This window comes from Chitinophaga pollutisoli, from assembly GCF_038396755.1.
Classification (GTDB): domain Bacteria; phylum Bacteroidota; class Bacteroidia; order Chitinophagales; family Chitinophagaceae; genus Chitinophaga; species Chitinophaga pollutisoli.
In genome coordinates, this window is sequence record NZ_CP149822.1 from 2,979,228 (window position 1) to 2,994,159 (window position 14,932).

Consider the following 14,932-nt stretch of genomic DNA (forward strand, 5'->3'; position numbering starts at 1 on the left):
TATTCCACACACTGTGCAACATACCGACTCCATACTCCTGAGCCGTTGGAAGAGCGGCGACCAGTCAGCGTTTGAGACGTTGTACGAAAGGTACGCGGTGATGTTGCTGAAGAAAGCATATGAAAAGACGGGCGACCGCGAAACAGCGCGCGAATTTGTGCAGGAAGTGTTCCTGGAATTGCTGGAAAGAAAAGACCGCCTTGAGATCCACACTTCTTTCAAAGCGTATGTTTTTACCGCACTGCGGAACCGCGTATTGAACTATCTCCACCGCCAATCCATCCACCACAAATACGAAGTTTTCCAGGAAACGCGCCCCGCCGCGCAAGGCAACGACGTGGAATCCTATCTTTCCCACAAAGAACTGACCCACCAGCTCTCAGACGCCATCCAGCAGCTCCCGGAAAAATGCCGGCAGGTGTTCCTGCTCAGCCGCGCCGAAGAGCTCAGCAACAAAGAAATCGCCGAAAGATCCGGCATCTCCGTCAACACCGTAGAACAACACATGCGCAAGGCCCTCCGCATGCTGCGCAGCGGCCTGCAACGCACTATCTTGCTGGCCGGCGCCTGGATGCTTCCGTGGTAAGCCCTTCATTTTCCTTCAACGCCAACAAATAGATCAACGCCGCGGTGCCATCCATCGTAGGTTCGTTCGTGCTGTAATCGCCATAGTCGTCGTGGTAAACGACCAACGGGCTCTGGAAAGCCGCGTACTCATCCGCTTCCGCCAGCCTGATCCCGATCAGGCTTCCGTAAATCGTGCCGTATACCGGCCCGTCCACCAAACCGCCGTCTAACGGGAAATGCCCGATGTGCGTAAACGCGGAATGCGGGTCTACGGGCGTATCCCCATGCGCGGGCAAGCCGTACACCATGCTCGTTCCCCAGGGATTGCAGCCAAAAAGCCAGTCCACATTCGCCTGCGCCAGTTCCGCGAAATGGTCGCGCCCCGTGAGCATGCCGTACCAGTAACACTGGATCGCGAAAGCCGCCGTGAGGTTATTGCTGCACCAGATAAACGGCACCCCGCGATAGAAAGCATTCTGCTCCGCTTTCGGTTTCACCCGCTCAATGCCCATTGCCAGGAACCCGGTGAGGCGGTTGCGATCGTTGCCCTTAGCGCGTTTCGCCAGTTCATAATGCCCCAGGTTGATGAACGGGTACCATTGATAGTGGTTCGCCGTGTCTTTCCCGAGCCAGGGCGTCACCGGCTCCATCGCCGCATATTGCCAGCCCTGGCGATAATAGCCGGCATCACGGGTTAAACCGAAAAGCTCCGCAGCGGCCAGTTCCATATCGTCGGACCAGTTGTCTTCCGCATAAATGTAGGGCGACATCACCGACGCCGTTTGCTGCACACCAGGCTTCTCCACGCCCAGCTTGTACGCGCTTTGCGCTTTCGCCAGCAGTGCTTTCGCATATGCCGCGTCCGTTTTGCGCAGCAGCGCGTGCCCCAGCGCGAAGGCGCTCGCGAACTTGCCGGCGGTGGAAGCCACGCCGTTGCTGCGGTTCATCTTTTTATACTTCACGCCCTGCACCTGCGGCTCGCCGGAACAGAAATACACAGGCCGCTCATGCCCACGCCCGTAAAAAGAATCCAGCTTCGGCAGCCGCATCCCACGGTGGTCGCGGTCGTCCGCGATCTGGTTGAACAGCCAATCGTCCTGCGGGTGCATGCGCAACAGCCAGTCTAGCCCCCAGCGGGCTTCGTCGAGCACGTCGGGCGCGCCGTTGGCGCCGGGGAGGCCAGTGGACTGATGCGCGTCGCCGAAGACTTTCGGGAAATCGCGGTAAGCGGCGAGGAGGTGGTAAACGGTATTGGCGGAAGTGGTGGAATATTGCAGGTAGTCGCTCGCGTCGTGCCAGCCGCCGATGGCGTTGATGCGGGTGCTGTCGGGCATGGGGCCGTAAAGCGTGTATCCGTCGGCAGTATGACAGGAATCTTTGAGGAAGGGGTTGAAACCGCAGCGTTGCTGGCGGAGATATCGCAGGCAGAAGTCAGCCGCGCCTTTGTATACATCGGGGGCGATGCGGAAAGCGGGGGACCTGGCGGAGGGGGTTTCGATGTAATAGGTGCCGGGTGTGCGGACGGCGGAGAAATTGAGGCGGTACGTTTGCCCGAAGGGGCCATACGCGCCATATGCCCTGGCGGGAAAGCCGGTAAATACGGTTTTCCCGCTGGCGGAATCGATCAGTTTGAATTCCCTTACAACAACATCAGCCGGCCCGCCCCAAACCGCGACCTTCACCCCGGAAGGCAAATATCCCATTTGATTGATGCGCACAACGGGCGGCGCGGAGCGCAACAAAAAAGCGGATGGCGCCGGTGTGTTTCCGCTGCGCGATCCGCTTGCTATCAATAATTGTGGAATAATTAAAAGAGAAAGGATGATCTGCTTCATGATTCCGGCGTTTGTCTCAATATTAGACAATCCTGCCGGTAAAAGCCGTTACGCCGCCGCGTGCACCATGCGGCTGGAAGCAAGGTATCCGCGGTCGGGACTGTAAATAAACAGGCATGTACCGTTGCGGATGCTGCCGATGATCTTTTTATGCATGTTCACCGGTACGGCGGGGCATCCCAGGCTTCTGCCGATATAACCCTGCGCTTTTCCCAGCCTGTCGTTCACATAATCGGCGGCGTGCATCACGATCCCGCGTTCCATCGCTTTGTCATTGATACCCAGTTCCGTTCCCTGCAAACGCAGCGAGTAACCATGCTGGCCCTGGTACGTTTCGCCGGTCACATAGAAACCCAGGCTGCTCTTGAAGCTTTCCGGGCGGTTGGAAAATGAAGTCGCCATGTCTTTACCGGAATTCCGGCCGTGCGACACGAGCGTATTATACAACACTTTTCCCTGCTCCAGGTCGATCACGAACAAGCGCTTGCTGGTCGATGGTAAACTGAAATCGATAATGGAAATGATGTTTTCTCTTTTGATTTTGCCTTCCGAAACAAGTTTGTCATACCCCGACATGGCGCGCTCAAAAGCAGCTTTCGAAAGCCCCGCGTCAGCCAGGCCCAGGGAATCATAGCGCATCGCCGCCGTCATCGTTTCCGATGGAACGATTGCGTTGGCCACCACCCCCGTGTGCTTTTTTCCGATGGAAGAGACTTTCAGACTCAGTAAGGAAGTAAGGACTAAAAATGGAAGTACGTAAACTTTTTTGCTAAAACTTTTTTTCATCCGCCTCATGTTAATGTCGTTCACTAATGGTTTGTCAAAAAATGGTTTCTCAAGTCGATTAGAGACAAAGATACGAAATATTCGTCATCCGTATTGTTGTTAATATCATTGAATTGTCGGGAGGTCGTCAAAAAAAGAGCATTGATTATCAACCCTTTGTGAATATCAACAATTTGCACTGAAGGCTTTTCGCCCAATTACCCAGGCGTTTCGCTTGGGTACGTCAAATCACCGCCCCCGGTTGTCAATTCCGTCAATTCGGCGCCTAAAAATATGTAAGTAGTTACGAAAAATAAGTAGTTTACCGGGTACGCGGGATTTTTATATCCCTTTACTTTGCCTTTGTAAGAAACAATGTGAATCCCATGCTTACTTTTCAAACCCCAGTCCCCGACATCCGGGACATCGCGCAAATGCTTGAAGTACTCTTAAAGAAACAAGCCTACAAGGAGCGCTTCGCCATCAAACGCGGGCAAACCATCATTTCTGTTCCCGTGCAGGACATTGCCTACTTTTTTTCCCGCGACAAGATCAGTTACATTAAAACGCACGACGGCAAGGAATATTACCTGTCCATGTCGCTCGGCGAAATCGAGAAATGCATCTCCCCGGACGCTTTCTTCCGCGCTACACGCCAACTGATCGTGAGTTACGCGGCCATTACGCGGATCAACGTTTGGTGGAACGGCAAGCTGAAGCTGGATCTCCGGCCGGAACACCCCGCTGCCGAGATCATCATCAGCCGCGAAAAAGTAGCGCAATTCAAAGCCTGGCTGGGCGAGTAATTGCCTACGTTAAGCTGCATACTGTTAATATCGTATCGATCAGGGGATTTTCAGCCTATTACCATCGTCCGTCAATCCTTCGTTCATCCTTCGTTCATCCTTCGATAAAACGGGGGTTGAACGAAGGATGAACGAAGGATGAACGAACAACCAGCTGATTGTGAAATAGTTACGAAAAGCTCATTTTCGACGTAAAAAGGGCTATCCTGGTATTAAATTAACTTCCCGCAGCGCAGTATCGCTTCAAACGGGCCACGGCGTGGGCAACACCCACTTTAGCTGCACAGGCCTTTAAAAACCGGCCTTGTAGTCCTCATCATTATTGAGCGGACAACGCTTCCAGCGCTTTTTGCAGCACCACATCCCGCCCCTCCAGCACGTCGTGCACCGTGGGCAGGATGGTTACATCGGCAGGCACGCCACCGCCACCCGGTCCGCCGGGGTGCATGTGATAACCGAGCAAAGGCACGGCCAGCGTAAGTTTGGTGTTTGGCAACGTTACGATAGCGAAACCACCGCTGGTATTACCATGCCGGCCACCACCGCTTTCTTCACCTACGGTTTTTATGCCGAGATTCCGGGCGGCGGCGGCGAATTCCCCGCTCACCGAAAAGCTGCGCCCGTTCTGCAGGATGCACACCTTCCCCCGGAAACCGTTTTCCGCGGCGGGTTGCTTTAACCCCAATCCCTCGCTGTAGGTAAAGAGATATTCATCCCCGACCTTTTTAATGAACTGCTTCAGGTACTCCAGTTCCGGCGGGAATGTGGCGTGCTCCGCGAAGGAATACGGCCCGATGCCCGCCACCGTCAGCTTTTGATAATAATGAAACGGGCGGTGCGCGATGTACGACAGCAACTGCACGCCCAGGCGATCGGTGCCGCCTTCGTTATCGCGGAGGTCGATGATGAGCTGTTTGGCGCCTTTATTTCTGATTTCCGCGAACGCGGCCGGCGGGAAGCCCGGCATTTCGTGGAAACCGCTGATCCGGAGGACCGCCGTTTCCGCATCATGCCAGCGCAGCCTGAAAGCAGGCGTATCCGGCGCCGGGGGCTTGGGCAGCAGTTCATGCGTTGCGGCGGCGAGGGTGGTGGTCACGCGTTTGCCCATCACTTCCTTATACTGCACTTCAAATTCATTCCGCGGCCCGAAAAACGTTGCGAAATACCCGGGAAAGAACTGATCCAGCTCCCGGTACTTCGCACTTTGGCTGCCGCCGTCGGCCAGGATGATTCCCGATAATTTCTTCACGATGGATGCCATGGGCTGGCCGTTGATTTTCAGAATTTCCGCGCCCGCTTCGATATTCCCGCGCAACACAAAAGCCCTGCCTTCCCGGAAGTACAACTGCAAAGGGAAAAGCCCGGCTTGGTGGAAAGCATACCAATTATCCGGTTTGTGCTGCCGGAAGAGTTTGGTGTGTCCGTCTTTTACCCGGGCCAGTATCGGGTAGAGATACCGGAAAAACGCCTGCTCGGTCATGCCTTTGCGGATGCCGGATTCCCCTTTTTCGAGCAGGATGTCCATTTCAGGCTGCGGCGTGTAACGGTACAGACCGGCATGTGCTTCGCGGAGGGCGTTGCGGAATACCTGGTAGTCTTCTTTCAGTTCGTCTGCCAGGTACACGGGGGCGGGACTGGTTTTCCGGCCGCTGTCGGGGAGGGAGGGGATGGCCTTTGCCACAGTGGCCGCCAGGAGGCAGGCGGCGAGGATCCAATTTCTGGTCATTTTCATTTTTTCTTCAAAACTAGCTACCATAGCGTGTTCCGTCGACCGCGCCCATCGGCTCGTACTTCATTTTTCCGGCTTTTTGCCATTCGGAAGGCGTAATTCCCGTCATTTTCCGGAAAGCGGCGTTGAAAGTGGCTTTGCTTTGAAACCCGCATTCCATGGCAACGCCCAGGATGCTGAGGTGTTGCATGCGCGGGTCGGCCAGCATGTTTTTGACGGCTTCCACGCGGTAGCCGTTCACAAATTCGAAAAAATTGCCGCCGGAATGTTCGTTGATGATCTGGGAAAGATGATGGCGCTGCACCCCGAGCAGATCCGCCAGGGCGGCGTGCGACAAATCAGGATCTAGGAAGGGCCGCTGTTCTTCCATGAGCCGGCAAAGGCGTTCGTAACCGGATTCCGGAGTGGCGAGGCCGGATTTGCGGTATTTCCGGGTTGCGGTTTTCTCTTCTTCCGTGAAAAGTTCCGGCACGGTCTGGCATTTCCAGATCAGCCAATATACCAGCACCACGATGGCGGCGTAGTTGTAATGATAAAAATGCGTAATGCCGGGGATGTTCCATTTACGGCCGAAGAACCCCAGCGCTGAAATCCCTAAAATCAACAGCAGGCACCCCAGGAACGCGCGCAGCCACTTCCACCGCAAACCCTGCACGGCAGGCGGCTGCTCCGGCAACGACTTCCCCCATTTGCGTAACCGCCACCAGGCCGCCAGCAGGTACGCGGTAATCAGCAGGAGATTGGCCTGGTTCACCCAACCGAAATCCAACCGCGATAAACCTTCAAAGTCCATGAGCAGCTGCCGTTTCATTTCCGCCGACCGGAAAAACCACGGCGACAGCACCGCGAAAGCCGCCGCGAAAGGGATCGCATGCAGGAGATCGGAACGTTGGAACCGGGGGCCACCGCCGGTCATTTTCAGGGTGAACAGATATACCAACGGGCCCACCAGGCTAAGGTTCAGCCAGGAAACACGGTTCAGGTGCGGAAAGGCGAGGAAGAATTCGCGGTGATCGAAAGCGTTGAGGAGCGCCTGGAAAGACACCAGCACCATCAGCGCCAGGAGCAACAGGAAAGGCGCGGAGCGCCGGCGGCGCACCAATAGCGCGGCGGCCACGGCCGTATTGATGAGGCCGGCCACCACGAAATATTGGAAGATCAAGCCGGTTTGGAGGGTCTGCATGTGCGGGGTTTCGGAGTGAAATGATCAAATGAATTCGTCCTAAAGACGAGCAGGGGCGCGGGAAGTTGCATGCTCCGCACGGAAATTTTGCGGTGAGCGCGGCGCAGGACTTTTAATTTCGCGGAATTCGTTTCATCTTTGCATCACGAAATAAATAAACAACATCATGCCACTCAATTTCCAACATAGCATTTCTCAGGCGTCAGCGCGTTACGCGGCGGCAGGGAGACCTATTGCGGAGCAGGTCATGCATGGATAAACGATAAAACGAATCCAATATAACTGAAGCCCCGCAAGCAATTGCGGGGCTTTTTTAATTGCGGCAAACAATGCTATACTTAAAAATTGGACATACACAATGGACATTTGGGGATGACTCTTCATCCGCACGACACACGTAGCGGAGCAACCGGGAAACGACGGTTGCTTCGCCCTCCGGCCCGGTCGTGCAGATTGCGCGGCCGGGCTTTTTTTATGGTGCCTGTAGTTCAGTGGCAGAACGCCCGGTTGTGGACCGGAAGACGAGGGTTCGATCCCCCTGGCACCCGACAGTTACAGTTGACCCTATACTTGTGAATGGCTCATCCCTGTTAACCCTATTTTACCCGCCAGTAGTTTAATGGTAAAACGTCCGGTTTTGGACCGGAAGTCGAGGGTTCGAATCCCCCTGGCGAGCTACCGTAACACGGCCTTTCATTTCAGTTAACCCCAGGCGCCTGTTCTATAGTGGCAGTATCCCGGACATGGTCCGGACGCGGAGGTTCGATTCCTCCCGGCGCCACAATGAGACGATATGAAACGACATGAGACTACAAGTAATCCTATATCTGATTTCCCTGGCGGTTCCCGTTGCTTCGCTGCATGCGGGGCCGCCTTTTCATCTGGTACAAATAAACCGGCCCGGCAATAAGTACCGGGCCGTTTGCTTTCCTTACACTTAAACGTTATTCCACGTTAACAGTTATGGACTGATTGTCGTTCGGCAGCGGCAGCGTCTGCACCTTGCACTTCACCACCGGGTTGGCAACGCCCTGCGGATCGAACCGCGACACCGGCTGCACCGCCACCCATTCTCCGGCCGTCAGCCTGCGCTCCGCGCCGTTTACTTTCGCCGCATCTTTCCCAAATCCATGCAACACTAACTGAACATACCGGAAATGCGACGGCATTCCGCTGACAGGTTGCTCCAGCACCAGGTTGCCCTCCGCCGGTTTGTATTCCACAACACGGCGGTAGCTCGCGCCTTTTTCATAAGCAAATGTTTCGCCGTCATCTTCATAATATTCGAACCGGTTTTCCCGGGAACCTTTATATACGTGGAGGAACAGCGTATCGGAAGGCTTCTCGGCCGTGGTCTGCACCAGCGACTGCATCGGGATGATGCTGCTTTCGCGGACAAATACCGGTAAAGTATGCATCCCCAGCGTCAGCATTTTTTCCGTGCCGCCTTGTTCGGTGGCGTCGTCGTACAGGCTGTACCAGGTTCCGGGCGGGAGATACACCGGTGCGTAGGGTTGCTTGCTGTCGAAGGGCGTTACCATGATGCCGTCTCCCAGCAGGAACTGGTTCTGGAAGCGGGGATCGTAGACGAGGGGGTCGTGCGTCCAGTTAATGGCGAGGGTCCGCATCAGGGGCATGCCCGTTTTCGCGGCTTCGTAGAAATTGGAGTAGAAATACGGCAACAGGCGATACCGCAGGTTGATGTAGTTCCGCGCGATCTCGAGCACTTCTTCCCCGAACGCCCAGGGCTCGGCGGATTTGGTATTGATGCCCGTGTGGCTGCGGCAATAGGGCATAAATGAACCCAGCTGGATCCAGCGGGCGTAGAGCGCGGGAGATCCGTTGCCCGTAAATCCGCCGATATCCATTCCGGAAAACGCCACACCGCTGAGGCCCAGGCTGTTCATCAGGCGCACGCCCAGCAGCATGTGATCGTCTTCCGCGCGGTTGTCGCCCGTCCAGATGGCGGTGTAGCGTTGCAGGCCGGCATAGCCGGCGCGGGTCAGGAGGAAAGGCCGGCGGCCCTGCATGGATTCGCGCGCGCCTTCGTAGCTTGCGCGCACCATGGCGAGCCCGTATACATTATGCGCCTGGCGATGCGTGGCCGTTCTTCCTTCAAAATCGAACAGCACATTATCCGGCATGTTCTGCCCCCAGGTGGCGATTTCGTTCATATCATTCCACAATCCATCTACCCCTGCGTTTGTAAAACTTTTCACCTGTTCTTTCCACCAGCTGCGGCCTTTCGGACCGGTAAAATCCGGGAAGTGGCACCAGCCTGGCCACACCTGGCCGGTGTAATATTGCCCGTCGGAATATTTGATGAAGATGTCTTCCTTCTTCCCGCTTTCGTAGGCATGGTAGCCTGCTTCGGTTTTAATCCCCGGGTCTACGATCACGGTCGTACGGAAGCCCATTTTCCGCAGGCGGGCGTTCATGCCGGCGGGGTCGGGGAAGCGTTGCTGGTTCCAGGTGAAGAGTTTGTAGGCATCCATGTAGTGGATATCGAGCGTGATGCCGTCGGCCGGGATTTGCTTTTCCCGCATCGTCTGCGCAATCCGCATCACTTCCGCTTCGGGGTAATAGCTGTAACGGTTCTGCTGATACCCGAGGCTCCACATCGGCGGCAGCTGCATGCGGCCGGTGAGCCAGGTGTAAGCGGTGATGATTCCTGCAACTTCCGGGTGATGGATGAAATAATAATTCATCTCGCCACTGTTGGCGGAGAAGGAAGCGAAGCGGTTGTTGCTGGCGCCGAAGTTGAAATTCGTGCGGTAGCTGTTGTCGAAAAACAAACCGTAACTCTTCCCGTGATGTACGCCGATGTAAAATGGAATAGTGGCGTAGATAGGGTCCTGGTTGACGGTGTACCCAAACGCGTCGGTGTTCCAGTTGGTGTAGGAGCTGCCGCGGCGGTCGAGGTTACCGGTTTTTTCGCCCAGCCCGATGAAGCGTTCGCCATCCTGCATTGTTTTGTAGGCGGTTACTTCTTCACCGATCCACGAGGTGCCCAAACCTGGCTCGTCGGACTGGAGCACTTCCCCGTTTTTCGTGAGAAAAGTGACCGAGAACGGCTTCTTACCGATGCGCGCCACCAGCGAATCCGTTTCCAGCCGTATTTCGTCGGCGGTTTGCGTGATGCTGGGCGCGAAGTTTTTCGGCGTGGCCACAACGGCGTAGGAAAAATCTTTCGCCAGTTCCTGCCTGTCCATCCGCACGCGTACCACGTTATGCGACCACGCCGTGATTTCCACACGGGCGTTGGCGGCGGTAATGCGGATCGTTTGTCCGCTAATCTTCACCCCGGTTACATTTCCGGGCGTAACTACCTGCTGCGCCGCCGTGGTAGTAGATACCAGGAGGCACCATCCAATGAATCTGCCGATCATATATTGCTGAATTTTTTGCAAAGAGAATCCAGCAGAGAGCGGCGTTACCGCCCTCTGCCTGGATATTATCCTGTTCAGACTTTAATTATTAATATCCCGGATTCTGTTTCAGGTTGGGGTTAACGGCCAGATCGTTCACGGGTATGGGGAACAGGAGATTCCGGGGATCGTCGTTGGGCTTCAGATCCCAGGGCTCCAGGAATTTCCCGAAGCGGATAAGATCCTGCCTGCGCCATCCTTCCCAATACAATTCGCGGCCGCGCTCATCGAGCAGATTATCGAGCGTGAGGACGGCGAGGGGTGTGGCGCCGCGTTTCACGCGCAGCTGGTTCACCACCAGCAATCCCGCGCCGGCGGCGTTGGTGCGTAACTGGGCTTCGGCTTTCATCAGCATCACATCGGCCAGGCGGAAAAACACCCAGTCGTTGCTGGCGTTGTTGCTGTTGTGCCCGCCGTCGGTCACCATGTCGGGCGGATATTTCACCACGCGGATGCCTTTGATCTCGAGGTCCGTTCCGGCTTCCTGGAGCTTCAGGTCGCGGGTGAAGGCGAGGTTGTTGCCTTTACGGTCTTTCAGCGCTACGCCGTCTTTATTGAATTGCTGCCCGATCAGGAAACCCACGCGGGTGCCGGTTACGTCCGTCACGCCGTCGTAAGCCATACCACGGCGGGTATCCGTGGCTTCGAAGAGGTCATAGAATTCGCCGGTGGTAGCAAAACCGTTCCATCCGCTGGGCATCTGGTGGTAGTGCAACGTGGGCGCCCAGTGGCAGAAGGCAGCATTGCCGCCGCGGATCGTACTCAAACCCGGACCGTTCTGTTGGGTGAAAATATTCTCGGTACCGATCACGTCGTTGTTGTACGCGAGGTTGTCGAAATAATTATTGGCGAGGGAATAGCGGCCGGAGCCGATCACTTCATTGGCGAGTGTGATCACCTGTTGCATATCCGCCGCGTCGAAAGTGGGATTTTGCCGGTTGAGGAATGCGCCTTTGTTGAGGTAGCATTTCATCAGCAGCGTTCTGGCCGCGTCCTTGTTGGCCGTCCAGGCTTTTACGGTGCCGGAGCGCTCGGGCAGGTCGGGGATGATGGCGTTCAGTTCGGTGATGATGAAGGCGATGGCATCCGCCGCCGTTTTCACTTTGGGCGCCAGCAGGAGATTTTCGTTCGGCTCGCGGTAAGGCACCTGTCCCCATCCGTCGAGCGTGGCAAACATGCTGAGTGCGCGGATGAAGCGCGCTTCCGCCGCTTGTTGCTTGGAAGGCTGGAAGTTCAGGACGTTGGTCGCGGAGAACTGCAGCAGCAGCAGGTTCGTGAAGGTATTCTGGATGGTGCCGTGCTCGGGCGTCCAGGTGTGGAGCTTGAGGGAGCGCCAGGCGCCGTTATCGTCCCAGTCGCCGCCGCGCGTGGGCGCCACCGCTTCGTCGGAAGGCATTTCCTGCAGGGCCCAGAAGTTCGACTGGTCCTGGAAAGGCAGCTGCATATCGTTGTACGCGTTGATCAGCAGCGAATTCACTTTGATCACTTTTTCAGCTTCGGACCGCACCAGCGTGGAGCCCAGTTTTTCGTCCAGCTTCGTGCACGCGCCTAAGGCGATGCCGGACAATGCGAGTATGGATATTCTTTTATGAAGATGCATGATAATCTGTTTTAATGAACTGGAACTGGATTAGAAGGAAACGCCTACGCTGAGCATGATGCTGCGCGCCGTGGGGTACGGGATGTACTCGATACCGAATGAGTTCACGCCGTTCACGCTTTTGTCGGTATTCACTTCCGGATCGAAGCCGGTGTATTTCGTGATCACGAACAGGTTTTGCCCGGTCAGCGAAAGGTTCAGGTTCTTGAAGTTTTTGCCGATGTCGCCGAAAGCATAGCTCACGGTGGCGTTGGTCAGCTTCAGGAAGTTGCCGTTTTCGAGATAGCGGGTGGAGGTGGCAATGGGGTTTGCCGTGCTTTCGTTGTTGCCCATCAGCTCCTTGGCGATGTTGCGCGACGAAAGGTTGTTCACCGGCAGCACGGTATTGGCGGTGTTGTTGTAAAGTTTATGCCCGAATGCGCCGTTGAAGTTCACGGCGAAGTACCATTTCTTCACGTTGAGGTCGGTGGTGATGCCCAGCAGGGTGCGGGGATTGGGGTCGCCGCTGTAGTGCATCTTGTCGGCGCCGCCTTCGTATTCGCTGATGCCGTCTTTATTCAATCCTGTCCATTTTCTCAGGTAAAACACGTTAAGGGGATAACCGTTGGCGAAGCGTTGCACGGTGGCGCCGGTTACGCCCTGTCCGCTGATGGCGCCGGTCAACACATCCGGACCTTCATAATTCTGCAGTTCGTTCTTCATGAAGGCGGCGTTCACGCCGAGGTTCCAGAGGATATTTTTCCCGCGGATGATTTCGCCGCGCAATGCCAGTTCCACGCCTTTGTTGAGGATTTCGCCGGGCATGTTGCGCCAAACGTTTGCGGCCGGGCCGGGGCCGGTGGCGATGAAGTTGAACAGCAGGTCGGAGGTTTTCTTATGGAAATAATCCACGCTGCCGGAAATCCTGTTCTGGAGAATGGAGAAGTCCACACCGGCGTTCAGCTGCGCGGATTTTTCCCATTTCAGGTCGGGGTTGGCCGCGTTCACCTGGCGGGAGCTACCGCCGCCGCTCAGCAGGAACTGTTCCTGCGCAGCGCCTGCGGGAAATTCCTGGTTCCCGGTGATGCCCCAGCCCGCGCGGATCGCCAGCTGCTGGATGAACCCGTTGCCTTTCAGGAAATCTTCTTCCGACAAATTCCATTTGGCCGCAAACGAAGGGAAATACCCGTAGCGATTGTTCTCCCCAAACTTGTTGGAGCCGTCGGCGCGCATGGTGGCGGTGAGGAGGTATTTGTCCTGCAGGTTGGCCGTCACGCGTCCAAACACGGATTGCAGTTCGGATTTCGGCTGCACGTTGGCGGACATGAAGGTGTTGCTCTGGATGGGATCCTGCAGGATGCTGGTATACGGCAAGGCGTCGGTACTGAAGCCCAGCGCGCCCAGGTCGGTCGTGCGGTATTGGAAGTCCTGGTATTCATACCCCACCACCGCGCCGAGATGGAAGGCGTTGGTGATCTGTTTGTTATAATTCAAGGTGTGGGAGAACAGTTTGGTGAGCAGCTCGGCGTTGCCGTAGTACGCCTGTCCGAGGTCTTTCACGCCATTAATATTGATCCACGACTGTATTTGGGTGCGGCGGATACCATTCTGGCGGTTGATCGAGAATAGGAAGCGGTACTCCAGGTCGTCGGTGATCTTAAAATACGGCGAGATGTTCCCGAGCAGGTAATTGATGTCGGCTTTATCGTCCCAGGCTTCGGACATGGCCAGCGGATTCACGGCGCTGTTGTTGCCGAGAATGGTGAAGCTGCCGTCGGGCTGGCGCATGTTGAGGGTGGGGTTCCACTGGAGCGCCTGGCCGATGAGCGAGCCGGTGAAGCCGGCGTTATTGGAGATCGGGGCCATGGTTTCCACGGTTTGGGCGGCCATGAGGGAGAAGTCGAGTCCCAGGCGGCGGCTTTCGAGGAATTTGAATTGGCCGGTGAGGTTGCCGGTGTATTTCTTCAGGCCGGATTTGAGGACGATGCCCTGTTGGTCCATCAGGCCGAAAGCGGCGCGATAGCGGGCGTTTTCGGAGCCACCGCTGATGCCCACGTTGAAGTTGTGGGTCACGCCGGTGCGGAGGATGGAATTGAGTCCTTCGGCAGTTCCGCCGCCGTCGCCTTCCGCGAAATTGTAGTTTTTGATGGTTTGTCGGAATTCGTCGGGACTGAGCACTTCCAGTTTCTTCATGGCGTTGCTGACGCCTGCGGAGTAGTTGAAGTCCAGTTTGGCGGGGCCTTCCTGTCCTTTTTGGTGGTGATGATGATGACGCCGTTGGAGCCGCGGGAGCCGTAGATGGCGGTGGCGGAGGCGTCTTTCAGCACGTCCATGGAGGCGATATCGAAGGAGTTGACGAAGTTGAGGGGGTTGGCGGTGGGCGTCTGGCCGATGCCGTTGGCGTTGATTTCCGGGCGGGCCACGCGGCCGTCGAGGGGTACGCCGTCGATTACGTAGAGCGGTTGGTTGCCAGAGCGTACGGAGGATACGCCGCGGATGCGGACGGTGGCCGCGGCGCCGGGGGCGCCGGAATTGTTGACGATCATCAGGCCGGCCACCTTGCCCTGGATGAGCTGGTCGGGGGCGGCCACGATGCCTTTATTGAAGTCTTTGGCTTTCAGCGAGGTAACGGCGCCGGTGAGGTCTTTTTTCCGGGTGGTGCCGTAGCCGACCACTACCACGTCGGTAAGGGTGGAGCTTTCGAGTTTGAGGACAACATTTACCTGGGAGGAATTGGCGATGCTGACGTCCTGGGGGGCGAATCCGATGAAGGACACGACCAGGGTCTGGGTTTTTTCGGGAACGTTCAGCTTAAAGGCGCCCGTAGCGTCGGACACGGTACCGATATTGGTGCCTTTGGCCTGGACGCTGGCCCCGGGAATGGGTTCCCCTTTTTCGTCGCTAATCTTGCCGGAAACTGGTTTTGTCTGGGCTAACGCTACCTGGGATAGCAACAGGAGCGGACAAATCAGTAGCGCGCTGAGCAGTCGCAATTTGATCATAACGTAGTGTTTAAAGAATTACAGAGATGGTTTTTTCC

The 14,932-nt window shown here is 56.2% G+C and carries 10 protein-coding genes and 3 tRNA genes; 5 read left to right on the forward strand and 8 right to left on the reverse strand.

Translation table 11 applies throughout. The features are described from left to right. The first annotated feature begins 13 nt into the window (after positions 1-13). Positions 14-586, forward strand: a complete 573-nt coding sequence (locus tag WJU16_RS12215) for an RNA polymerase sigma-70 factor (protein WP_341838586.1) — start codon at positions 14-16, stop codon at positions 584-586. On the opposite strand, the gene WJU16_RS12220 is transcribed toward WJU16_RS12215, so the two are convergent. Together WJU16_RS12220 and WJU16_RS12225 are read right to left on the reverse strand one after the other, a co-directional pair. Then, complete coding sequence (locus WJU16_RS12220; RefSeq protein ID WP_341838587.1) at positions 549-2,402, reverse strand: glycoside hydrolase family 9 protein; 1,854 nt, start codon at positions 2,400-2,402, stop codon at positions 549-551. The two genes, WJU16_RS12215 and WJU16_RS12220, sit on opposite strands and share 38 nt — an antisense overlap. Before the next feature lie 48 nt (positions 2,403-2,450). Beyond that, positions 2,451-3,086, reverse strand: coding sequence for a murein L,D-transpeptidase catalytic domain family protein (locus WJU16_RS12225; protein ID WP_341838588.1), 636 nt, complete (start codon positions 3,084-3,086; stop codon positions 2,451-2,453). Positions 3,087-3,553: 467 nt separating this feature from the next. On the opposite strand from WJU16_RS12225, the gene WJU16_RS12230 reads away from it, so the two are divergent. Then, a complete protein-coding gene (locus tag WJU16_RS12230) occupies positions 3,554-3,973 on the forward strand; it encodes a LytTR family DNA-binding domain-containing protein (protein WP_341838589.1) in 420 nt (139 codons plus the stop codon). 319 nt (positions 3,974-4,292) lie between these two features. On the opposite strand, the gene WJU16_RS12235 is transcribed toward WJU16_RS12230, so the two are convergent. Together WJU16_RS12235 and WJU16_RS12240 are read right to left on the reverse strand one after the other, a co-directional pair. Beyond that, positions 4,293-5,699 (reverse strand): S41 family peptidase, encoded by a 1,407-nt coding sequence (locus tag WJU16_RS12235; protein WP_341838590.1) that lies wholly within the window; start codon positions 5,697-5,699, stop codon positions 4,293-4,295. Between the two features lie 19 nt (positions 5,700-5,718). After that, positions 5,719-6,885 carry a helix-turn-helix domain-containing protein gene (locus WJU16_RS12240; protein WP_341838591.1) on the reverse strand — a complete coding sequence of 389 codons (1,167 nt, stop codon included), beginning with the start codon at positions 6,883-6,885 and terminating at the stop codon, positions 5,719-5,721. A 476-nt stretch (positions 6,886-7,361) separates the two neighbouring features. Between WJU16_RS12240 and WJU16_RS12245 the strand changes: the two genes are divergently transcribed. The 3 genes from WJU16_RS12245 to WJU16_RS12255 all read left to right on the forward strand — a co-directional run bounded on the left by WJU16_RS12245 (position 7,362) and on the right by WJU16_RS12255 (position 7,666). Beyond that, positions 7,362-7,432: transfer RNA gene (locus WJU16_RS12245), tRNA-His, on the forward strand. Between the two features lie 58 nt (positions 7,433-7,490). Next, positions 7,491-7,560, forward strand: a tRNA-Gln gene (locus WJU16_RS12250). A gap of 36 nt (positions 7,561-7,596) precedes the next feature. After that, positions 7,597-7,666: transfer RNA gene (locus WJU16_RS12255), tRNA-His, on the forward strand. Between the two features lie 163 nt (positions 7,667-7,829). On the opposite strand, the gene WJU16_RS12260 is transcribed toward WJU16_RS12255, so the two are convergent. The 4 genes from WJU16_RS12260 to WJU16_RS12275 all read right to left on the reverse strand — a co-directional run bounded on the left by WJU16_RS12260 (position 7,830) and on the right by WJU16_RS12275 (position 14,894). Further along, positions 7,830-10,274 carry a TIM-barrel domain-containing protein gene (locus tag WJU16_RS12260; protein WP_341838592.1) on the reverse strand — a complete coding sequence of 815 codons (2,445 nt, stop codon included), beginning with the start codon at positions 10,272-10,274 and terminating at the stop codon, positions 7,830-7,832. Positions 10,275-10,362: 88 nt separating this feature from the next. Then, on the reverse strand, positions 10,363-11,913 hold the full coding sequence (locus tag WJU16_RS12265; RefSeq protein WP_341838593.1) for a RagB/SusD family nutrient uptake outer membrane protein: 1,551 nt from the start codon (positions 11,911-11,913) through the stop codon (positions 10,363-10,365). A 30-nt stretch (positions 11,914-11,943) separates the two neighbouring features. Continuing rightward, positions 11,944-14,085 carry a TonB-dependent receptor domain-containing protein gene (locus tag WJU16_RS12270; protein WP_341838594.1) on the reverse strand — a complete coding sequence of 714 codons (2,142 nt, stop codon included), beginning with the start codon at positions 14,083-14,085 and terminating at the stop codon, positions 11,944-11,946. After that, positions 14,082-14,894, reverse strand: coding sequence for a carboxypeptidase-like regulatory domain-containing protein (locus tag WJU16_RS12275; RefSeq protein WP_341838595.1), 813 nt, complete (start codon positions 14,892-14,894; stop codon positions 14,082-14,084). The genes WJU16_RS12270 and WJU16_RS12275 overlap by 4 nt, the downstream gene beginning before the upstream one ends. Between the last annotated feature and the right edge of the window lie 38 nt (positions 14,895-14,932).

Coding starts and splice junctions, on each gene's coding strand:
- WJU16_RS12270 (WP_341838594.1), bottom strand. CDS start 14,085: ATGAAGAAACTGGAAGTGCTCAGTCCCGACGAATTCCGACAAACCATC.
- WJU16_RS12240 (WP_341838591.1), bottom strand. CDS start 6,885: ATGCAGACCCTCCAAACCGGCTTGATCTTCCAATATTTCGTGGTGGCC.
- WJU16_RS12275 (WP_341838595.1), bottom strand. CDS start 14,894: ATGATCAAATTGCGACTGCTCAGCGCGCTACTGATTTGTCCGCTCCTG.
- WJU16_RS12220 (WP_341838587.1), bottom strand. CDS start 2,402: ATGAAGCAGATCATCCTTTCTCTTTTAATTATTCCACAATTATTGATA.
- WJU16_RS12235 (WP_341838590.1), bottom strand. CDS start 5,699: ATGACCAGAAATTGGATCCTCGCCGCCTGCCTCCTGGCGGCCACTGTG.
- WJU16_RS12230 (WP_341838589.1), top strand. CDS start 3,554: ATGCTTACTTTTCAAACCCCAGTCCCCGACATCCGGGACATCGCGCAA.
- WJU16_RS12265 (WP_341838593.1), bottom strand. CDS start 11,913: ATGCATCTTCATAAAAGAATATCCATACTCGCATTGTCCGGCATCGCC.
- WJU16_RS12260 (WP_341838592.1), bottom strand. CDS start 10,274: ATGATCGGCAGATTCATTGGATGGTGCCTCCTGGTATCTACTACCACG.